This is a genomic window from Labilithrix luteola (assembly GCF_001263205.1).
GTDB lineage: Bacteria > Myxococcota_A > Polyangia > Polyangiales > Polyangiaceae > Labilithrix > Labilithrix luteola.
The window spans coordinates 9,054,599-9,075,680 of sequence record NZ_CP012333.1 but is presented as its reverse complement, the minus strand read 5'-3'; the positions used below and the strand labels follow the sequence as shown (position 1 = coordinate 9,075,680).

The 21,082-nt window shown below is 66.7% G+C and carries 17 protein-coding genes; 5 read left to right on the top strand and 12 right to left on the bottom strand.

Going from position 1 to position 21,082, the window contains the following annotated elements:
- Positions 1–51 precede the first annotated feature (51 nt).
- The 3 genes from AKJ09_RS39370 (at position 52) to folD (ending at position 2,738) form a co-directional block, all read left to right on the top strand.
- Positions 52–870 carry a ParA family protein gene (locus AKJ09_RS39370; protein WP_146652976.1) on the top strand — a complete coding sequence of 273 codons (819 nt, stop codon included), beginning with the start codon at positions 52–54 and terminating at the stop codon, positions 868–870.
- A gap of 112 nt (positions 871–982) precedes the next feature.
- A complete protein-coding gene (locus AKJ09_RS39365; protein WP_240488774.1) occupies positions 983–1,759 on the top strand; it encodes a ParB/RepB/Spo0J family partition protein in 777 nt (258 codons plus the stop codon).
- Between the two features lie 82 nt (positions 1,760–1,841).
- Positions 1,842–2,738, top strand: coding sequence for a bifunctional methylenetetrahydrofolate dehydrogenase/methenyltetrahydrofolate cyclohydrolase FolD (folD, locus tag AKJ09_RS39360; RefSeq protein WP_146652975.1), 897 nt, complete (start codon positions 1,842–1,844; stop codon positions 2,736–2,738).
- A gap of 165 nt (positions 2,739–2,903) precedes the next feature.
- Here folD and AKJ09_RS39355 read toward each other — a convergent pair whose 3' ends face one another.
- From AKJ09_RS39355 to AKJ09_RS39330, 6 genes are all read right to left on the bottom strand, one after another.
- Positions 2,904–3,686: an SDR family oxidoreductase gene (locus AKJ09_RS39355; RefSeq protein WP_240488773.1), complete on the bottom strand. Its 783-nt coding sequence runs from the start codon at positions 3,684–3,686 to the stop codon at positions 2,904–2,906.
- Between the two features lie 45 nt (positions 3,687–3,731).
- On the bottom strand, positions 3,732–4,703 hold the full coding sequence (locus AKJ09_RS39350) for an ABC transporter permease (RefSeq protein ID WP_240488772.1): 972 nt from the start codon (positions 4,701–4,703) through the stop codon (positions 3,732–3,734).
- The gene (locus tag AKJ09_RS39345; protein ID WP_146652974.1) at positions 4,700–6,184 is read right to left on the bottom strand and encodes a sugar ABC transporter ATP-binding protein; all 1,485 of its coding nucleotides are present in this window, start codon (positions 6,182–6,184) and stop codon (positions 4,700–4,702) included. The genes AKJ09_RS39350 and AKJ09_RS39345 overlap by 4 nt, the downstream gene beginning before the upstream one ends.
- Positions 6,181–7,224, bottom strand: a complete 1,044-nt coding sequence (locus AKJ09_RS39340) for an ABC transporter substrate-binding protein (protein WP_146652973.1) — start codon at positions 7,222–7,224, stop codon at positions 6,181–6,183. Before AKJ09_RS39340 ends, AKJ09_RS39345 begins: the two co-directional genes overlap by 4 nt.
- Positions 7,225–7,301: 77 nt before the next feature.
- Positions 7,302–8,483 carry a S1C family serine protease gene (locus AKJ09_RS39335; protein ID WP_240488770.1) on the bottom strand — a complete coding sequence of 394 codons (1,182 nt, stop codon included), beginning with the start codon at positions 8,481–8,483 and terminating at the stop codon, positions 7,302–7,304.
- A gap of 44 nt (positions 8,484–8,527) precedes the next feature.
- Complete coding sequence (locus AKJ09_RS39330; RefSeq protein ID WP_240488769.1) at positions 8,528–10,084, bottom strand: sigma 54-interacting transcriptional regulator; 1,557 nt, start codon at positions 10,082–10,084, stop codon at positions 8,528–8,530.
- Positions 10,085–10,332: 248 nt separating this feature from the next.
- On the opposite strand from AKJ09_RS39330, the gene AKJ09_RS39325 reads away from it, so the two are divergent.
- Positions 10,333–10,695, top strand: a complete 363-nt coding sequence (locus AKJ09_RS39325; RefSeq protein ID WP_146652972.1) for a YkgJ family cysteine cluster protein — start codon at positions 10,333–10,335, stop codon at positions 10,693–10,695.
- Here the strand turns inward: AKJ09_RS39325 and AKJ09_RS39320 are convergent.
- From AKJ09_RS39320 to AKJ09_RS39310, 3 genes are all read right to left on the bottom strand, one after another.
- Positions 10,685–11,836, bottom strand: a complete 1,152-nt coding sequence (locus AKJ09_RS39320; RefSeq protein WP_146652971.1) for a purple acid phosphatase family protein — start codon at positions 11,834–11,836, stop codon at positions 10,685–10,687. The genes AKJ09_RS39325 and AKJ09_RS39320 overlap by 11 nt on opposite strands.
- A gap of 346 nt (positions 11,837–12,182) precedes the next feature.
- The gene (pruA, locus tag AKJ09_RS39315) at positions 12,183–13,820 is read right to left on the bottom strand and encodes an L-glutamate gamma-semialdehyde dehydrogenase (RefSeq protein WP_146652970.1); all 1,638 of its coding nucleotides are present in this window, start codon (positions 13,818–13,820) and stop codon (positions 12,183–12,185) included.
- A gap of 249 nt (positions 13,821–14,069) precedes the next feature.
- Positions 14,070–15,767, bottom strand: coding sequence for an ABC-F family ATP-binding cassette domain-containing protein (locus tag AKJ09_RS39310; RefSeq protein WP_146652969.1), 1,698 nt, complete (start codon positions 15,765–15,767; stop codon positions 14,070–14,072).
- Between the two features lie 434 nt (positions 15,768–16,201).
- Between AKJ09_RS39310 and argG the strand changes: the two genes are divergently transcribed.
- A complete protein-coding gene (gene argG, locus AKJ09_RS39305; RefSeq protein ID WP_146652968.1) occupies positions 16,202–17,542 on the top strand; it encodes an argininosuccinate synthase in 1,341 nt (446 codons plus the stop codon).
- 109 nt (positions 17,543–17,651) lie between these two features.
- Here the strand turns inward: argG and AKJ09_RS39300 are convergent, their stop codons facing one another.
- From AKJ09_RS39300 to hydA, 3 genes are all read right to left on the bottom strand, one after another.
- Positions 17,652–18,473, bottom strand: a complete 822-nt coding sequence (locus tag AKJ09_RS39300; RefSeq protein WP_146652967.1) for a hypothetical protein — start codon at positions 18,471–18,473, stop codon at positions 17,652–17,654.
- 276 nt (positions 18,474–18,749) lie between these two features.
- Entirely contained in the window at positions 18,750–19,181 is a 432-nt protein-coding gene (locus AKJ09_RS39295; protein ID WP_146652966.1) for a hypothetical protein, read from the bottom strand.
- A gap of 433 nt (positions 19,182–19,614) precedes the next feature.
- Positions 19,615–21,015, bottom strand: a complete 1,401-nt coding sequence (hydA, locus tag AKJ09_RS39290) for a dihydropyrimidinase (protein WP_146652965.1) — start codon at positions 21,013–21,015, stop codon at positions 19,615–19,617.
- Between the last annotated feature and the right edge of the window lie 67 nt (positions 21,016–21,082).

Sequence of the window (21,082 nt, the reverse complement as noted above, 5' to 3'; positions counted from 1 at the left end):
CGCCATCGACGTTGCGGCCACGCGCCCCGACGGTCTACTACAGACCGGCCGATGTCTTCGAAGCATGCGCGGGTCACGTGCGTCGTCAACCAGAAGGGCGGCGTCGGTAAGACGACGACTGCGGTGAATCTTGCGGCGAGCGTTGCGGCAGCTGAAAAGCGCACGCTGCTCGTCGACATGGATCCGCAGGGGAACGCGAGCTCCGGAGTGGGCATCCGCCCCGGCACCCGCGAGCGGACCGTCTACGACGTCCTCATCGGCGAGATCTCCATGCGCGAGATCCTCGTCGAGACGGATGTCCCGAACCTAGTGCTGGCTCCGGCCACGCAGGATCTCGTTGCGGCCGAGCTCGAGCTTGTCGATGACCCCAAGCGCGCGGTCAAACTGAAGGAGGCGCTCGACGAAGTCGCTGCCGACTTCGACTACGTCTTCATCGACTGCCCGCCGTCGCTCGGCCTCCTCACGGTCAACGCGCTCGCGGCGTGCAACGCGGTGCTCGTGCCGCTCCAGTGCGAGTACTACGCGCTCGAAGGCCTCACGCACCTGATGGCCACGATCGATCGCGTGAAGAACGGCATGAATCCTTCGCTCGAGATCGAAGGCGTCGTGCTCACCATGTTCGACCCGCGCAACAACCTCGCGCACCAGGTCGCCGACGAGGTCAAAGAGCACTTCTACGTCTTCGAGGCCATCGTGCCGCGAAACGTCCGCCTCTCCGAAGCTCCGTCGCACGGCAAGCCGGCGATGCTCTACGACGTCTCTTCCAAGGGCGCGCAGGCGTACCTGCAGCTTGCCCGTGAGCTCGTGACGAAACATGGCTCGCCCGCCAAGGCGACGAAGACGACGAAGAAGGCGGCGGGGGCTCGATGACGGCAGCGGACGCGAAGCGGCGTGCTCTTGGTCGGGGCCTCGACGCCCTCCTGCCCGCCGCGCCGTCCAAATCGCCGGCGGTCGCGGCCTACGGCGACAAGAGCGTCTTTTCATGCGCGATCGAGAAACTCGCGCCCAGAAAGGACAGCCGCGTCAGTACTTCGCCAAGGACAAGCTCGAAGAGCTGGCGGCCTCGATCCGCGAGCACGGGCTGCTCGAACCGATCGTCGTCCGCCGCGTTCCTTCGAGCGACAAGTTCGAGATCATCGCCGGTGAACGCCGCTGGCGCGCGTCGCAGAAGGCTGGACTCAAAGAAGTCCTCGTCGTCGTCAAAGACGTCTCGCCGAAGAACGCCTTCGAGCTCGCCCTCATCGAGAACGTCCAGCGCGAAGACCTGAATCCGGTCGAGCTCGCCGAGGCGCTCGATCGCCTCGTCCGAGAGTACAGCTACACGCAAGAGACGCTCGCCGTCCGCCTCGGCAAGGACCGCACGACCGTCGCGAACTCGCTGCGCCTGCTCAAGCTGCCGCCGTCGGTTCGTGCGCGCGTCATCGACGGCACACTGAGCGAAGGCCATGCGCGCGCCCTCCTCGGCGCGCCCGACGCGAAGAACCTCGAGGACCTCGCCGAGAAGGTCGTCCGTGGTCAGCTGAACGTTCGCGCCACCGAAGCGCTCGTGCGCGGCGCGAAGAAGAAGACCGGCAAGGGCGCGGCGGCGAAGCCCGGCATCAAGACCTCCGCCGTTCGCGATCTCGAGCAGCGCCTCACGCGCGCGGCAGGCACGAAGGTCGTCGTGCGCGACAATGGGAACAAAGGTGAGGTGGCGATCCCCTACGAGGATCTCGACCACCTCGACCGTATTCTCGCGCGCGTCTTCCGCGCGAAGTGACGCTTCAGGCACGCGCCGCACACACGGAAATTCCTCCGCCGACGCTTTCTCTGCGCGCGTGGCCGGCCTATCTTCCGCGGTCATGAGCGCCACCCTCCTCGATGGGAAGAAGCTAGCCGAGACCGTTCGAAACGAAGTTCGCGTCGGCGTCGCCGAATTCACGAAGACGCACGGGCGTCCGCCGGGCCTCGAAGTGATCCTCGTCGGTGAAGATCCCGCGAGCCAGATCTACACGCGCAACAAGGAGAAGGCCGCGAAGGAAGTGGGTATCCGCGGCAAGCTCCACGTGCTCCCCGCGGACACGAGCGAAGACGCTCTTCTCCGCGAGCTCGATCGCCTCAACAACGACGACACCGTCGACGGCATCCTCGTCCAGCTCCCGCTCCCGAAGCAGATCCGCGAGCAGCGCGTTCTCGACGCCATCCGTCCCGACAAGGACGTCGACGGCTTCCACCCGGTCAACGCGGGCATGCTCGCCTCGGGTCGCCCTTCCCTCGTGCCGTGCACGCCGCGTGGTTCGATGCGCCTGCTCGACCTCGCCGGTGCGCGTCTCGAAGGCGCTCGCGCCGTCGTCGTGGGTCGATCCAACATCGTCGGCAAGCCGATGGCCCAGCTGCTTCTCGCGGCGAACGCTACCGTCACCATGGCTCACTCGCGCACGAAGGACCTCGCCGCCGTCTGCCGCGAAGCCGACGTGCTCGTCGTTGCCGTCGGCAAAGCGGAGCTCGTGCGCGGCGACTGGGTCAAGCCGGGGGCCGTCGTCATCGACGTCGGGATGAACCGTATCGAGCTCGCGCCCGCCAAGGACGGCGAACCGGCCAAGACGAAGCTCGTAGGCGACGTCGCCTTCGACGAAGCAAAAGAGCGCGCATCGGCGATCACGCCCGTTCCCGGCGGCGTTGGCCCGATGACCATCGCGTGCCTGCTCGACAACACGCTCGTTGCAGCGCGCGCCCGCGTGGCGGCGAAGAACGGCTAGCGGCAGAGGCTGATCGAGCCGGACTTCTGGATCACCTGCGTGGTCGCCGAACCGGTGACCAACGCGGACGTGGAGCACGGCTCGCCGCCCTCCGAGTGCAAGTTGCAGTGCCCCGAGGACTCCATGCAACCTGCACCCATTCGCCCGCCAGATCGGTAGGCTCGGTCAGGTCATCTCGTTCATCGGACGCAGGATAACGTTCACGACGCGTGATCGCTCGCGCGGGATCACCGCGAGCAGGACCGCTTCGGCCACGTCTTCGGCCGTCGAGAAGCCGCCCATGTTCGGACCGCCCGCCGTGCGACCGTCCCCGATCGCGAAGTGGGTCTCGACGCCTCCCGGGCAGACCAGGCTGACCTTGATGTTCTGCTTGTAGAATTCCCGATCGAGTGATTGCGAGAGCGCGACCTGCGCGAACTTCGACATGCAGTAGATGCCCTCCGACGGGTATCCCTGGAGGCCGGCTACGCTCGACAGGTTGACGATGTTGCCGCCCCCGCTCTTCAGCATGTGCGGGATGACCTCTTTGCAGAAGAGCCACGTCGACTTCGCGTTGGTGGCCATGATCTTGTCGTAGTCCGCCTCGGTCCAGTCGAGGAACGGGCGATAGCCGCCGATGCCTGCGTTGTTGACCAGGATGTCGATACGGCCGAACGCTTCGAGGGTCTGCTTCACGCACGAGGCAACGTCCGCCGACTTCGTCACGTCGCACGTGATCGCCTTGGCCTTGCCCCCTGCCCCCTCGATCGTCTTCACGAGCGCATCGAGATCCGCCTTCGTGCGAGCCGTGCCGACGACGGTGGCGCCTTCCTTCGCGAGCGCGAGCGAGCTCGCGTGTCCGATCCCGCGACTTGCCCCCGTGATCAGAGCGACCTTGTCCTTCAAGCGCATGACGGTCTTCCTTCCCGCGCGTGCATTTCCGGCGAGCGCGCCGGCGCCGCGGCGCATCGAGGTTACCCGAATGGGCGAAGTGGGAAAGCGCCTTGGCCGTCGTCAGCCGCGGGCGGTGCGTCGATGACGCGCGCGGTCGAGCGCCACCGCCAAGACGATGATGATGCCAGTCACCACTTCCTGCACCCAGCTCTGCATGCCGAGATGGACGGCGCCCGAGCGAATCACCGTCATGAGCAGAGCGCCGAGGAGCGAGCCGGCGATGCTGCCCTCACCTCCCGACAGCGATCCGCCGCCGATGACGACGGCCGCGATCACGTCGAGCTCGAGGCCCACCGAGTCGGTCGGATCGCCCACGGTCAGCGTCGAAAACTCCATCACGCCGGCCACACCGACGAGCAGACTCGACAGCGCATACACGGCGATTTTCACGCGGCCCGTGTCGATGCCGACCAGGCGCGCGGCCGCCTCGTTGCTGCCCACCGCATACACGTGGCGACCGAAGCGCGTATAGGTCAGCACGCACGCCACGAGGACGGCGAGCGTCAACGCGATCCAGATGCCGGGGGCCGAGAGGTCCGCCGCGAGGGTCTTTTCGAGACCTCGCGGGTCGCAGTCGATCTTCTGCTCGTCGGCGAGGCCTTTCGCAGCGCCGCGCAAGACGGACATGGCGCCGAGCGTCACGACGAACGGCTTGAGCCGCAGACGACCGATGAACGCTCCGATCGTGGCTCCCACGAGGCCGGACACCGCGAGGGCGCAAAGAACGGCCAACGCCGGACTCGTGCCGCCCTTCAGCAGTTTGGCGATCACGACCGTGGTGAGCGCCACCAGCGATCCCGTCGAGAGGTCGATGCCTCCCGTGACGATGACGAGTGTCATCCCGAGCGCGCACGTGGCCACGACGACCGTCTGCCGGGCCATGACGAGCAGGTTCTGCGGCAGGAGGAACGTGTCGGGCACGCGCGCGGCGATCGCGCAGAAGACCACCACCAGGGCCAGCAGCGGAGCGACCCACGCCGGCCGTTTTCCCGCTCCGAAGAGCGCTCGAGCACGTGTCACGAGAGCTTTCACGACGCGGCCTCCAGCATGAGCGCCTCTTCGGTCCAGCCCGATGCCTCGCGCGCACTCCCGAGGACGCCGTCTTTCAAGACTGCGATGCGATCGCACGTGGTCACGAGCTCGTCGAGCTGGCTGCTCACGAGCACGATCCCCTTCCCGGCACGCGCGAGCTTTCTGACGAGCTCGAGAATCTGCGCCTTGCTCGCGACGTCGATCCCGCGCGTGGGTTCGTCGACGAGCAGCACGTCGTAGTCCTCGCGGAGGAGACGTGCAATCTGCACCTTTTGCTGGTTCCCGCCGGACAGTTCGGTCACGGGCTGGTCGGGGCCGCTCGCCCGAATGGCGAGCTCCTCGATCCATCGCCGAGCCTCGACGGCGAACGCATGCGGACGCGCCCAGAGCCTTCCCCCGCGAGACAAAGTGACGTTGTCCGCGATCGAGCGATCGAGCATGAGTCCTTCGCCGCCTCGGTCTTCGCTCAGAAGGCCGATGCCGCGAGGGGCCGAACGCTGGATCCTTCCGCCGCGAACGGGGTCGAGTCCTACGATGGCGCGGAGGAGCTCGGTGCGGCCCGAGCCGACGAGGCCGGCAATGCCCAGGACCTCGCCGCGGCGCAGGACGAAGCTCGCCGAGCGTGGCTTGCGGTGACCCGAAAGCCCCTCGACTTCGAGCAGCACCTCGCCGGCATTCGTGTCGGCAGCGGCAGGACGGCTTTCGTAGGCGGCCTCGAGCTCGCGCCCGAGCATCGCTCGGACGATGTGTGCCGGGTCGGCCGTTCGCGCATCTCCCGACGCCGCAACCTTGCCGTCCCGCAGAGCCGTGAAGCGATCGACGTGCGCGCGCACGTCGGCGAGAGAGTGCGTGACGAGCAGAATCGCGAGGCCCGACTCCTTCAGCGCCCGAATTCGCTCGAACAGGCGGTCGGCATCGTCGCGACCGAGACTCGACGTCGGTTCGTCGAGGATGAGCACGCGGGCCGTGCGCTCGCGCTCGGCGCCGATGCCCGCCTGGGCAAGGGCACGTGCGATTTCGACCAGCTGCTGATCGGCGACGCCGAGGGCGTCCACACGGGAATCGACGGCGAGGCGCGCGTTCGAGCCGACCACCAGCGACAGTGCGTGCAGGGCCGTCCTGCGGGCGGCCGCTCGATCGAGAAAACCGAGTCGGCGCGGCTCCAATCCGAGCACGATGTTCTCTTCCACCGTGAGCTGCGGACAGAGCGTTCGCTCTTGCGGCACGATGACGACCCCGGAATGGCGGCCAGCCGCGGGGCTCGAAGGACGGTAGGGCACCCCGGCGAGGCGCATGGTTCCGCGCGTGGGCGACTCCATGCCGAGCACGATCCGCATGAGCGTGCTCTTGCCCGCTCCGTTTTCGCCGAGCACGGCGTGGATTTCGCCGCGCGCGAGCTCGAGACTCACGCCGCGGAGCACGTCGACCGGGCCAAAGGACTTCTCGATCCCCTCGAGCTCGAGAACGCCTCCCCGACTCACTCCTCGAGCCACTTGCCGAGATCGGGAGCGACCACCTCGCGCACGCCCGGATCGTCGAGATTGGCCTTCGTTACGAGCCTCGCTCCGGTGTCGATGCGCTTCTCCACCGGCTTGCCGCGGAGATGGTCGGCCATCGTCTTGACCGCCAGATACCCCATGTTGAAGGGGTTCTGGACCACCAGGCCGTCCACGTCGCCGTCCTTGAGGGCGCTGACGAGCTTCTCGGAGGCATCGAAGCCGACGAACTTCACCTTCTTGTTCAGATTCGACTTCCGTAGCGCGAGGAGCATGCCGAAGGTGGTCGACTCGTTCGGCGTGAAGACTCCGAACGACGAGCCGGTCTGCGCCTTCTGAGCGAGCAGCAAGCTCTCGCCCTTCGCGAACGCGGTCTCAGTGGTCGCGCCGCCGTATTGATTGTCGCTCAGCACCTTCACGTCGGGCGCGCTCTTGATGCCGTCGAGAAAGCCCTTCTCGCGGTTCTGCGTGCTGGCAGAGCCCTCCTGGTACCGAAGGACCACGGCGCTGCCTTTTTCGGCGAGGAGGCGCGCGAGCTCGGTGGCGGCGATTTTCCCGGCGGCCTGGTTGTCCGTGGCCACGAAGCTGACGTGATCGTCGCCTTGCAGGTCGGAGTCGACGACGACGACCGGAATCTTGGCGGCCTTGGCGGCCTTGACCGGCGCCCGCAGCGCGGCGTCGTTCAGCGGGGCGAGCACGATGCCGTTCACGCCTTGGGCGACGAACGAGCTCACGACGTCGACCTGCGCTTTGAGGTCGTCTTCTTTCAGCGGCCCCTTCCAGACGATGTCGACGTCGGCCTCGCGTGCCGCCTTCACCGCGCCCGCGTGCACGCTCTTCCAGAACTCGTGCGTCGTTCCCTTGGGAATGACCGCTATCTTGAGCCGCGCCGAAGGGCTCTTGCCGCCGTCTGCAGCGTCCGAAGGTTTGCTGTCTTTCGAGCAGCCCGCCGCGACGAGCGCGACGAGCGCGACGAGTGTGAGACCCCCGAACGAAGCGCGAATCCTGGTGAAGGTCGTCTTCATCGCCCTCGATCCTACCGCGAGGGGATCGAGGGGCGCGACTCTTCGTCAGAAAGCCGAGCGGACGGCCCGCGCGGACGTCACATCAGGTTCGGCTGCGGCAGGACGATCAGCTTGATCGGCACGATGGCGATCTGGTCGCCGCGCTGCACTTTGACCTTCACCACGTCGTCCGGCTTGTGGACGTCGAGGGCCGCGTAAAGACCGTCGAAGTCGGCAGTCGGCTTGTCGTCGACGCCGATGATCACGTCACCGAGAAACAAGCCCTGACGCGTGCGCGTCATGCCTTTGAGGCCGGCCTGGGCGGCGGGCGTGCCGCTCGCCACCTGGTGCACGACCACGCCCTGGATGCCGAGGCGCCGTTCGATCTTCTGCAGCGGATCGGACACGATTCCGAGACCGACCTGCTCGGCGCGCCCGGTCTTGATGATCTGGGGAACGATCCGGCTGATCGTGGTGACCGGAACGGCGAAGCCGATGCCCGCGGACGAGCCCGACTTGCTGAAAATCATCGTATTCATGCCGATGAGGTGGCCCTGCGAGTCGAGGAGCGGGCCGCCCGAGTTGCCCGGGTTGATCGCCGCATCGGTCTGGATCATGTCGCGGATCGAAACGCCGCCCACGCCCTGCACCTGACGACCGAGAGCGCTGATGACGCCGGTGGTGAGCGTGTGGTCGAGACCGAAGGGATTGCCGATCGCGATCGCCTTCTGACCGACCTCGAGGTCCGTCCCCTTCGCCGGCGTGATGGGGACGAGCAGCTGCTGGGGCGCATTGACCTTGAGGACGGCGATGTCCTTCTTCGGCTCCACGCCCACGAGCTTGGCCTCGAACGTCTCCTGGTTGTGGAAGGCGACCGAGATCGACCGCGCTCCTTCGACCACGTGGTAGTTCGTGACGATGAAGCCACCGTCGTCCCAGACGAAGCCCGAGCCCGAGCCCGCCGGGACCTCCTGCGCGCCGTTGAAGAAGTCCTCGATGACGCGCGTCTGGGTGACGAAGACGGTCGAGGCAGAGACGTTGCGGAAGACGCCGATGGTGTTCCGCTCGTCTTCGATCCGCGAGGCGGACGAGAGCGGCGGCACGGGAGGAAGGTTCACCGAGGCCGACGCCGAGGCCGACGCGACGCCCTGCCGGTCGGCATCGGGCGCCGGGCGAACCTCGCGTCGCTGACAACCCCAGAGTGCGGCGCAGAAGACGGCGCACGCGAAGAGCGAGTTGGTCACGATCGAACGAGGCGAAGGGGTGTGACGAGCGAGCACCGCGTCTTTATACCCAACTTCGACGCGTCACGGCATGCGCCGCGTCAAGGTTTGCGCGGGCGCGGCACGGCGTAGGTGTCGAGTCGCCGGAGGAGCGTTCGCCTGGAAATTCCGAGAACCTCCGCAGCTTGCGTCTGGTTCCCTCCGCATTGCGCGAGGACCTTGAGAATGCGCTCGCGCTCGAGAGCTTCGACCTCGTCCGGAAGCGAAGAGCCGAACGCAACCGTACCGAAGTCCGAGCCTGACGACGGCGGGACATGCTGACCCGCCGCGAAGTCCGGCGTGGGCGCCGGCGGATACGACGAGGCGGGATACGCCGCATGGGGCATCGGCACCGGAGGCATCGTCGGCAGCCCTGGCATGCCGAGCGCGGTGCGATTCGACGGCGTGGCGGCATACGGCCAAGCGGACGTCGGCGGATACGACGGTGGCGGCGCAACCAGCGGCGGCATCGCCGGCGGATCCATCGGAAGCCCGAGGTGCTCGGGGCCAAGCGCGACGCCGCGACAGAACACGATGGCACGCTCGATGACGTTGCGAAGCTCGCGCACGTTCCCCGGCCAGGGATAGGCACGCAGCGCGGCCATGGCTTGCTCGGTGATCGGGAGCACCGGCCGACGAGCATCCTTGCAGAAGCGAGCCACGAACTCGCCTGCGAGGCGCGGAATCTCTTCGGGCCGTTCGCGGAGCGGCGGCACGACGAGGCTCACGCCGTTGAGGCGATAGTAGAGATCTTGGCGAAACGCGCCGGAAGCGACCATCGACTCGAGATCGCGGTGGGTGGCCGCCACGAAACGCACGTCGACGGTCTTCGGGCGAAGATTGCCGAGGCGCATGACCTCACGCGACTCGACCACACGCAGAAGCTTGGCTTGCGTCGCGAGCGGCAGCTCGCCCACCTCGTCGAGAAAGAGCGTGCCTCCGTCGGCCGCCTCGATGAGGCCAGGCTTGGCCTGCGAGGCGCCCGTGAACGCACCTCGCTCGTAGCCGAAGAGCTCACCTTCGAGCAGCTGCTCGGGAAGCGCCGCGCAATTGAGCTTCACGAGCGGACCGTTGGCGCGCGGGCTCCGGCGATGGATCTCCTCGCCGATGACCTCCTTGCCGGCCCCCGTTTCGCCGCGCACGACGACCGTGATGTTGCTCTGCGCGACGTTGTCGACCAGGCGATGCAGATGCTGCATGGCAGGCGACGAGTAGGCTCGCCCGTCACGTAGCGCATTGCTCACGCCCTGCGAGCCGGTCACCGGCGCAGCGCCCTGCACCTGCAGGACGAGCATGACATCGCCGAGCTCCACGATCGTGGCGAGGTAGATCGGAACGGCGATGTTCGGCGCGATCTTCTTTCCGCCGATGCTCGTGCCGTTGAAGCTGCCATGATCGACGACGCGGACCTCGTCTCCGAAGAGCATGCTCGCGTGGCGTCGCGAGACGGTCACGTGGTCGATGCGAATGCCTGCGTCTTCCCCGCGCCCGAGCACGAGCTCACCGGACTTCGGCAACGGGTGCGAAGAGACTTGGCCGCCGCAGAAGACGATGAGCCGGAGGCCGCTCGACGCGTCGGCCGCGCGGGTCATCGCGGAGCGCGTTTGGTCGTGTTGCATGAGCTCTGCCACCGTATCACGTTCGTACCCCGTCACGACGAAGCCCCCATCCTGCCCCCCCGCGAGCGAGCTTGCGCCACTTGCGCCATTTGCGCGCTTCGGCGGCCTGGGGAACGGCGCGGAAAGCGCCATGGCACCATGAAAATCGAGTCGATCGAGTCGTTCTGAAGGCATTCGTGCATCCCAGCCAGGAGCACTGCATGCCTTGGGCCGAGCAGGTGTCCGCGCGATAGGGTAGCCTCACGCGCATGGGGGCCGAGGGGGACGCGCCGGACTGCCGGCGCTGTGGCACGTGTTGCTTTTCGGAGTCGCCACGCCACGCGCGCGTGACCGGTGACGACTATGAGCGCCTCGGCGACGCGGCCGAGGCGTACGTCGTCTTTCTCGGCAACGAAGCGTTCATGCGGCTCGAGCCGATCGTTTCGGGCCTGCACTGCTGCGCGGCGCTGCGCATCGACCCCGTCGACGGCAGCTTCGGTTGCGTCGTCTACGAGCGCCGGCCGACTGTGTGCCGCGAGCTCGAACGCGCAGGCCCGGCGTGCGACGGCGAGCGATGGACGAAAGGCGAGCGGCCCAAGCGAACGCTCGCCGTTCTCCGAACTACTTCGTGAGCTCCAGCGTGTCGAGCAGCGTGTCTGCGCCGGACGCCGTGAGCCCGTACGACTCGACGGTCAGCTTGCGACCTTCGAGCGTGGCCACGCCATAGAGGCCGTCGTAGGGCGTTCCCTTGCCGAACGTCGCGGACTTCTCGATGTACGGCGCGTCGCCCACGCCGTACGCCGGCGCACCGGCCCCTGCGTTGACGAGGTAGACGGTCCCCTGCCCGGCACCGACGACGACGGGCGGTCCGGCCGGATCGGCACCCGCGCGGAGCACCTTGCTGCGCTCGTAGGCGTGATCGTGGCCGTTGACGACCAGGTCGACGTGATGCGCGTCGTAGATCGGCACGAGGAGCTTTCGCACGTCGAGCACATCGCTGTCGCCCGCGTGCGCGGACGTCGTGAACACACCGCGGTGGTGGACGACGACGACGAACGGCACCTTGTCGCGGTTCGCGTCGGCCTGAGCGAGATCGGCCTTCAGCCATTCGACCTCGGCGCGCGCCTGGTCCGATCCGGGATCGACGGCGAGCGACTGATCGTCGAGCACGACGAAGTGCGCGCTGCCGACGTCGAACGACGCGTACGTCTCGGCGTAGGGGCCACTGCCGGGCAGCGCGAATGCCCCGTAGAAGCGCGCCGCTTCGTTCTCGTGATTGCCGGCGACCATGACCATCATCTGCTGGCCGAGGGTCACGAAGCGCGTGGCGTCCGTGGGATCTTGCCAGATCGCCCCCAGCCACTTGTCGTAGAGCGACTGCATCGTGCCGGTGAACACGAGGTCGCCCGTGGTCACCTGCATGTTCACGGCGAGGTCGCGCATGCGGAGCTGCACGCGCTGCCATACGCCGACGTCATCGCGTGCATCGCCGAGGATGCCCACCGTGATCTTGCCGCTCGCAGGAACCGTGGTGAATGACTGCGTGGCGCTCCAGACCTCCGGAGAGCCGCCGCCGACTTGGTAGTAATAGGTCGTTCCCGGCTCGAGGCCGCACAGATGCACCTCGTGCATGTACGTCTCGGGCTCGTTGCTGCCGAAGCCAATCGACGGCGGCGGCGTGGTCCAACCGAAGCCCGTGCGCGTTTGGTCGAGCGCTTGGGGCTCGTTCCGAAACGCATGCGCGAGGCGCGGACGTTGTCGGGCGTCTCCCACGTCATGACCACCGTACGCGAGGGATCGGCATACCCGGGCTCACCGTGCTTGGTCTCTCCGCCGAGACCGATACGCACGCGCGCCGGCGCGCTACCCTTGGCGGCCGCGTCATCGAGAGCGAGATCGACGAAGCCGTTCCGCTCGGGCGGCGCGACGTCGTACGCGCAGCCCTGACCGCGATAAGGGAACCCGGCCGCCTGTACGACGCCCGAGCCCCCATCCGAAGGAACCGACGACGAGGGCGCGGACGATGCATCGTCACTGCACGCGGCGACCACGAGGCCTCCGCCTACTGCCCCCACCCCGACGAGCGCTCCTGTGAGGAGAAACGTCCGCGCCCGCGAGTTCACTCCGCCCCCATGAACGGGTAGCCCACGGCGGTCGGCGGAACGAACGTCTCTTTGATGACGCGCGGCGACGCCCAACGAAGCAGGTTGTACGCGCTGCCCGCCTTGTCGTTCGTCCCCGAGGCGCGTGCGCCGCCGAAGGGCTGCTGCCCGACGACCGCGCCGGTCGGCTTGTCGTTGATGTAGATGTTGCCAGCCGCCTGGCGAAGACGCTTCACGGCGTGCCCGACGGCCACGCGATCGCGCGCGAACACGGCGCCCGTCAGGCCGTACGGGCTCGTGCGATCGACGAGATCGAGCGCGGCGTCGATGCCTTCGGGCTTGGCGTCGTCGTAGACGTAGACCGAGAGGAGCGGTCCGAACAGCTCCTCGGCGAGCACCGGGTGATCGGGGTTCGCGAGCTCGACGAGCGTGGGTCCGCAGAACCAGCCGTTTTCGCGCGACCAGCCGTCGTCCGCGAGGATCTTGGCGTTCGGGTCGGACTTGAGGCGGTCACGCCATCCGGCGAGGCGCGAGAACGCGCGCTCGTTGATGACGGCGCCCATGAAGTTGCGGAAGTCCTGCACGTCGCCCATGCGGATCTGCTTGATGTGATCGAGCATGAGGTCGCGGACCTTCGGCCAGATCGAGCGCGGGATGTACGCGCGCGACGCCGCCGAGCACTTCTGGCCCTGATACTCGTACGCACCGCGAACGAGGGCGACGGCGAGCTCTTCGATCTCGGCCGACGGGTGCGCGAAGACGAAGTCCTTGCCGCCCGTCTCGCCGACGAGGCGCGGGTACGTCTTGTAGTTGGCGATGTTCTCGCCGACGCCGCGCCAGATCGACTGGAACACCTTCGTCGAGCCGGTGAAATGCACGCCGGCGAGCGACGGGTGACGGAGGCACGTCTCGGCGACGGGCGCGCCGTTGCCGTGAACGACGTTGATGACGCCCGGGGGAAGGCCCGCGGCCTCGAGGAGGCGCATCGTGTGGTAGGCGGCGAGAACCTGGTTCTCGGCCGGCTTCCAAACGACGACGTTGCCCATGAGCGCGCACGACGAAGGCAGGTTGCCGGCGATCGCAGTGAAGTTGAATGGCGTGACGGCGAGCACGAAGCCCTCGAGCGGACGAAGCTCGAGCGTGTTGAGGATGCCGGGCGACGAGACGGGCTGCTCGGCGAGGCGCGACGCGAACGCGACGTTGAACCGCAAGAAGTCGATGAGCTCGCACGCCGAGTCGATCTCGGCCTGGAACGCGGTCTTGCTCTGACCGAGCATGGTCGCGGCGTTGATCACCTGACGCCACGGCCCGGCGAGCAGCTCGGCGGCGCGCGTGAACACGCGGGCGCGCTCCTCGAACGACGTGTTTGCCCAGGCGGGGGCGGCGGCGAGGGCAGCTTCGATGGCCTTCTCCGTCACCGCGTGGCCGCCTTCGTGGGCGCGCGCGAGCAGAAGCGAGTGATCGTGCGGCGCGCGGACGTCGAACGACGCACCGTCGCGCAGCTCACGGCCGCCGACGACGTGCGGCACGTCGGGCTGCTCGCCACGCAGCTTGCCGAGGGCGTCCTTCAGTTTGGCGCGCTCGGCAGAGCCGGGAGCGTAAGAGAGGACGGGCTCGTTGATAGGAAGCGGTGACGGCGTAGGAAGATCGAGCATGACGATGCCTCGGAGCCTAGTCGAGCCTCACGCGGGCACAAGACGGCTCCGCGCCACGCCTCCAGGTGTTTTCGCAGCGAATCGGCGAACGACGCAACGCGCCAAGCGGCCCCGCCAGCGGTCGTGCTTTCCCGACGAGCACGAATCCAGGCCCGACGCCCACGCCGCTGGACGGCCGCTCGCTGACGGCCACGTGACGATGGGAGTGCCCGCGTTCTTTTCCAGGCGCGAGCGGACAGCTCGACGTCGTTATCGGCGTGCGCCTGCAGCTGCCTTGAGCCCCTGCTTGGCGAACTTCTCTTCCTCCCGCTTCTGTTCGCGGTAGCTCTCCCAGTTGCCGGCGTAGTGTTGGACCTTGCCGTCTCCTTCGAACGCGAGGATGGAGGTCGCGACGCGGTCGAGGAAGAAGCGATCGTGAGAGACCACGAGCACGCACCCCGGCCAGTTCTCGAGGAGCTCTTCGAGCGACGCGAGTGTCGCGATGTCGAGGTCGTTGGTGGGCTCGTCGAGGAGAAGGACGTTCGCGCCGCTTTTCAGCGCCACGGCGAGGGCCACGCGTGCGCGCTCTCCGCCCGAGAGAGCAGAGACCTTCCGGCGCAGCGCAGCGCCGTCGAAAAGAAAGAGCTCGAGGTACGACCGAAGCTCCATGACGCGATCACCGATGGTGACCGGGCCAGCGCCGGTGCGATCGGCTCCCTCGCGCCCGGCGGCATTGTCGAAGACGGTCCAATCGTCCATCAACGCCGTCCGCGCCTGATCGAAATAGGCGATCTTCGTTTGGACTCCACGTTTGACCGTTCCGGACGTGGGCGTCAGCTCGCCCGTGACGAGTCGGAGCAGCGTCGTCTTTCCTGCGCCGTTGGGGCCGACGATGCCGACGCGATTGCCCTTCACGAGGCGGAGGGTCAGATCTTCGATGAGCGTGCGTTCCCCCATCTCGAGGCGCACGTCGACCACTTCGAGAATCGTTCCACCGAGGCGCGACGAGCCTGCTTCCAGGCCTCCGAGCTCGACTTCGCCACGGACACGAAGACCTTCCGCATTCACGGCGGTCTCGGCACGCTGAATGCGCGCCTTCTGTTTCGTCGAACGAGCTTTCGGCCCGCGCCTCAGCCACTCGATTTCCTTGCGGAGGAAGTTCTGTCGGTTCGCTTCGACGCGCTCGGCGTGGGCGAATCGTTCGGCCTTTTGCTCGAGGAAATCGGCGAACGCGCCGACGGCGTCGTTGCGCTTCGTGTATTCGGTGACCTGACCGTACTCGAGATCGAGAACGCGTGTCGCCACGGTATCGAGGACGTACCGATCGTGCGTGACGAGCAGAACGGCGCCGGGGAATTCGCGCACGAGGTACTGCTCGAGCCACGTGATCGTGGCGGCATCGAGATGGTTCGTGGGTTCGTCGAAGATCGCCAGGTCGGGCTTGGCGACGAGGATTCGCGCGAGCGCGACGCGACGCTTTTCACCACCGCTCATCGAGCCGACGGGACGCTCCACGTCACGCACGCCGAGATGCTCGAGGATCTCGTCGACCTCGTGATCGCGCGACCAGCCTCCGAGGCGCTCGACATCGTCGGCCAGCGAGGCTTGCTCGGCGAGAACGGCGTCATCCATTTCGCCTTCGCCGATGCGCCTCGAGACCTCGTCGTACGCGGACTTCGCCGCATGCCAGAGCGTCAAACCTTCGCGGGCGATCTCCCGGGGGCTCCGCTCGGGGTCGAGCTGGGGCTCTTGCGGCAGGTAGAGAATCGAGGCGTCTCGGCGGCGGTCGATCGTGCCCGAGTCGAGCGGCTCGAGCCCGGCAAGGACTCGGAGGAGCGTGGACTTCCCGGTCCCGTTGGGGCCGAGCAGCGCGACCTTTTCACCCCGCCGAATCGTGAACGTCGCCTTGTCGAAGAGAGGCTTCTGGCCGTAGGCCTTCGTCACGTCGTGGGCGCTAAGAACGGGCATCTTCCGCTGCCCATTAGCAGAGACGCCACTTCGACGTGTCGATTCCCACGGTCCCGCTCGGCGCGGCAAGCGCCGAACGAGAAGCCTTCGTGACGTCGGGCTCGTGACGTCGGGCTCGTCAACATCGGGCTCGATCGACGGCAGCGCGAGGAACGCGACCGCGAGAAATCGTCCCGACGTGATGCGCAGGCCAACCTTGCCCCAGACATTGAATCCCCCTCGAGCGCTCGAAGTCCAGAAACGGCTTGGAAACAATCCGTCTCCGCTCGCCGATTTCGGCCGGGTTTTCACGAGAATCGCGGTCGAGGCGACCCAATGCGCGCGCTCGTCCTTCAAGCTCAGCAAATTGTTCTCCGGCGCCTCCTTGAATTCGTCAACGAGGCGTCCCCACCTCACCTCGACCCCAACGGCGCAACGTGCTTATTTGCGCCGCCATGGCGCGTATTTTTCGAAAGCTTCCTGACAAGGGTGAGTCGATTGCCATCGCATTCTCGGGCGGTCTCGATACCCGCACCGCCGTTGCGTGGCTCAATGCCAAGGGCCTGAAGGTCCATGCGTACACGGCCGACCTCGCCCAACCGGACGAGAAGGACGTCCGCGACGTTCCGAAGGAGGCTCTTCGCCATGGCGCGGTGAACGCGCGCCTCCTCGACTGCCGCGAGCCCATGGCGCGCGAAGGCATCATCGCGCTGCAGTGTGGCGCGTTCCACCTCTCGACGGCCGGTCGCAAGTACTACAACACGACCCCGCTCGGCCGCGCAGTCACCGGCACGGCGATCGTCCGCGCGATGCGCGAAGACGGCGTCGCGATCTTCGGTGACGGCAGCACGCACAAGGGCAACGACATCCAGCGCTTCTACCGCTACGGCCTGCTGGTCCAGCCGGAGCTGCGCATCTACAAGCCCTGGCTCGACGCGCAGTTCGTCGCCGAGCTCGGCGGCCGCACGGAGATGAGCCGCTTTCTCGAGAGCGTGAACCTCCCCTACTCGATGAAGGCGGAGAAGGCGTACAGCACCGACAGCAACATGCTCGGCGCCACGCACGAGGCGAAGGATCTCGAAGAGCTCGATCGCGGCATCGAGATCGTCGAGCCGATCATGGGCGTGGCCCACTGGAAGAGCGACGTCGCCATCGCGTCCGAGCGCGTCCGCATCGTCTTCGAGCGCGGCGTGCCCGTCGCCATCGGCTCGAGCTCGCGCAAGGTCGACCAGCGCTTCGCTTCGCTCACCGAGGCCGTTCTCGAAGCCAACGCCGTCGGCGGCCGCCACGGCCTCGGCACGAGCGACCAGATCGAAAACCGCGTCATCGAGGCCAAGAGCCGCGGCATCTACGAGGCGCCAGGCATGGCCCTCCTCCACATCGCCTACGAGCGCTTGCTCAGCGCGATCCACAACGAGAACACGCTCGACCAGTACTTCACGCTCGGTCGTCGTCTCGGCCGCCTCCTCTACGAAGGCCGCTGGTACGACCCCGAGGCGCGCCTCCTCAAGGACGCGCTCGTCCACGGCATCGCGGCGCACGTAACCGGCGCCGTCGAGATCGAGCTTCGCCGCGGCGAGGACTACTCGATCCAGAAGACCGAGGCCGAGGCCGCGACCTACGCGCCGGACAAGCTCTCGATGGAGCGCACCGAATCGCTCTTCCTCCCCGAAGACCGCATCGGCGCCCTCGAGATGCAGACGCTCTCGATCCTCGACAGCCGGTCGATCCTCGCGCACCGCGCCAAGAGCGAGGCCGCCGGCGAGAGCCTCGAGCTCGACATCGACCTCGAATGACACTCGCGGGCATCAGCCCGCGAACGTGAACGTGAAGACGCGCAGCCTCTCCAAGCGAGAGCGCTGCGCGTTTTTCGTTGGTACCCGCGAAGAAGTTATCCGCGCGCGCTCAGTGGCTCCAGGTCCAATCGCTGCTCTCGCCGCCGCCGATCTCGTTCAGGAAGACGCCTTCCTTCGAGTAGAACGCCGTCGAGCCGCCGCCGTCGTTGTTTTTCACGACCGCGTAGTACTCGTGGCCCTCGAGCTCGATGAGCATGATGTCGGCGGGATAGTCCGAGCCGAAGGACTGATTGTAGTAGTGCGCGTCACGACGCACCTCGATCGGGATCTGGGCGAGCGCGGGAGCGTGGTTCGCAAGACGAGAGATGTCGCCGTCCTCTTCCATGAACTTCTTGAGGGGCGCCATCACGCTGTCCTGCGGGGCCTGATAGTCGGCGCTCTTCGGCAGCTTGATGGTCTTGCCGTTCTCGGTGAGCTTCAGCGACGTCTTGAGCTTCGAGTACTTGAAGGTGCGCGTCACCTCGGTCTCGTCGCCATCGTCCTTCGGCACGGAGTACGTGAGCGAGATCGTCTTCTTCGCTTCGTCGACCTGCGCATCACCGGTGTACTCGTCGAGCGAACGGTCGTCGCCCGCCACCCAGGCCCCCGGACACGTCGCGCCTTCCCGATTGAAGCCGCACTGCGAGGAGACGACGTGGACCACGAAGTACGTCTTCGCGTTGTTCGTCGCGTACTTCATCAGCTGGAGGCCGTAGACGTCGCCCGCCTTGAACGTGTCGTTCGAGGACGTGAACTCGTAGTTGCCGACCGGCGCGCCGGCCGTGAGATCGGCCTCTTCGGACTCCGAGTTGTCGGAGCTCGTGTCGGCTGCGCAGCCTCCGAGGACAAGGGCCGTCGCGAGAATCGAAAACGCGGTCAGTCGAGCAAACATGGGCAGATCCTTGGGTTAGGTGGCGTGAGCCCTGCCCTTACGCACATGTCATACCTTGTCCGCAGTGTGACAGCTCGGAAACGGACGCTCCTAAGTGCGCAACGGCACGTCGCGCTGCGCTCGGGGTGCCTGATGCTTCGGCGATCCGCCGAGGGGTGTGTCTTAACCCAACGGATCGAGCCGTTCCCCCACCCACAAAAGCGAAGAGAGCGAACCGCCTCCTCGGCCGGCTCGCTCTCTTTCTCCTTCGCCTGCGTTCGCGAAGTGCGTGGGCGATCAGCGCGGAGGCTTCTGCCCCGCGAAGACGCGAACCACGAGGGCGACGAGCACCATCGGCGCGATCACGGCGCCGACGACCGCCCACGGCCCGTGCGGGTAGAACGTGTACGGCGGCGCGATGGTGTAGATGCCGAACACCATGAGTGGCGACGCGAGCGCCGAGAGCCATCCGCGTCTACCGGCTGGGAGTGTTCGAACCTTCACGGTCAGAAGCGCCAAGTCGACGACGATGAGCACGAGGCAGAAGGCGAACGACCAGACGCTGCCCAGCATCATGCCGAGCGTCCAGCCGACCACCTTGCCGAAGAGCCCACGATCGATTCCGAGTGCAGCGGCGGCGGTCACCGCTCCATAGACCGAAAGCCACGGGGCAATCAGGGTCGGACGAAGCCAGCCTCCAACAGTCGGCCTGACATAGCGCTCGGTCATCGGTCGGTTCTCCGTGAGGTCATCCGGCGAGGCCCCAAAGCCTCCCGTTCATTGTTACGCAGTAACGCTCGGAAAGACGTCCGCCACCCCGATTTTGTTCGCGGGCACGTCATTCGGACGCACGAAGCACGACCCCTACGTTCGCCTACATCACAATATCGCGCCCGATTTGCCGCTGGAGCTCGGGAACGGTCGAGTTGGCCTCGCGTCAGCGGCCGAGGAAAACGTCGCCGCCGCACGGGACGTCGAGCGTCTGAAGGCGCCCCGCACTCCCGAGGCGGACCTGATGGGAACCATGCCACGAGCACCGGCTTGCCCAAGGCGCCTGCGAGCTTGCCGTCGACGAAGATGCGATGGCCCGATCGCGCGCGCCATGCGCGGCCTCCGCCACGCCGCGTTTCGCAGGTGACGGAAGCGCCGCGCGTCGGGCGTCTCACATCAAGTTGAAGGTGCCGCGCTTCACGAATCGACCGTCGCCCTTCTTACCGACGTACTGGCCGTTCTCGACGACGACTTTCCCTCGTGAAAGCACGTGCGTAGGCGCACCGACGACTTCCCTGCCCTCGTACGGCGAGTAGTCGACGCGCATGTGCAGCGTGTTCTCGCTGAGAAGGTGACGCTTCTCACCGTCCCAAACGAGAAGGTCGGCGTCGGCACCGACAGCGATGGTTCCCTTCTTCGGATAGAGCCCGAAGATCTTGGCAGGCGCGGTCGCCGTGATCTCGACGAACCGGTTCATGCTGATCCGGCCCTTGCGAACACCGCCGTCCCACAGCAGATAGAGGCGCGTTTCGACACCGGGCATGCCGTTCGGGATCTTGGCGAAGTTGTCCTTGCCGAGCTCCTTCTGGCCCTTTTGACAGAACGGGCAATGGTCGGTGGAGACGACCTGCAGATCGTGCGTGCGGAGGCCACGCCACAGATCCTCCTGCATGTGCGCGGGCCGGAGCGGAGGCGTGCAGACGTACTTCGCGCCTTCGAAGTCGGGCCGGGCCATGTCGTCTTGCGAGAGGAAGAGATACTGCGGGCACGTCTCCGCGAACGTCGGTAGGCCGCGATCGCGTGCTTCGACGACCTGCTTGAGCGCGCGCTCGGCCGAGAGGTGCACCATGTACACCGGCGCGCCGGCCATCTCGGCAAGGCAGATCGCGCGGTGCGTGCCTTCGGCTTCGGCGATCTGCGGGCGTGTGAGGCCGTGATAGATGGGCGCCGTGTGCCCTTTGGCCAGGGCCTGCTGCACGAGAATGTCGATCGGGATGCCGTTCTCGGCGTGCATGCAGATGAGCGCGCCAAGCTCTGCGGCGCGCTGCATCCCGCGGAAGATCTGTCCGTCGTCGACGAACAGAACGCCCGGGTACGCCATGAACATCTTGAAGGACGTGACGCCTTCGCTGACGACCTGACCCATCTCGGGGATCGTCTGGTCGTTCACGTCCGTCATGATCATGTGGAAGGCGTAGTCGATCGCGCCTTTGCCCTCGGCCTTGTTGTGCCAGAGATCGAGGCCTTTGCGCAGCGGATCGCCTTTCGTCTGAATCGCGAAGTCGACGATCGTCGTCGTGCCACCGTACGCAGCTGCGCGCGTGCCGGTCTCGAAGTCGTCGCTCGCCGTGGTGCCGCCGAACGGCATGTCCATGTGCGTGTGCGCGTCGATACCGCCCGGCAAAATGTATTTGCCTGTCGCGTCGATCGTCACGTCCCACGGGCCCGGTGGCGCGGCGCCCGGTCCGAAGATGGCAGCGATCTTGTCGTCGATAATCGCGACGTCCGCCGCGTAGGTATCGACGGCGGTGACGACGGTTCCCCCTTGAATCAACGTGCGCGTGCTCGGCATGGTCGGACGAGTGTAGATGTGCGGAGCTCCGTGACAAGGGGCCGCGCGTCACGCGCTGCGTCAGTTC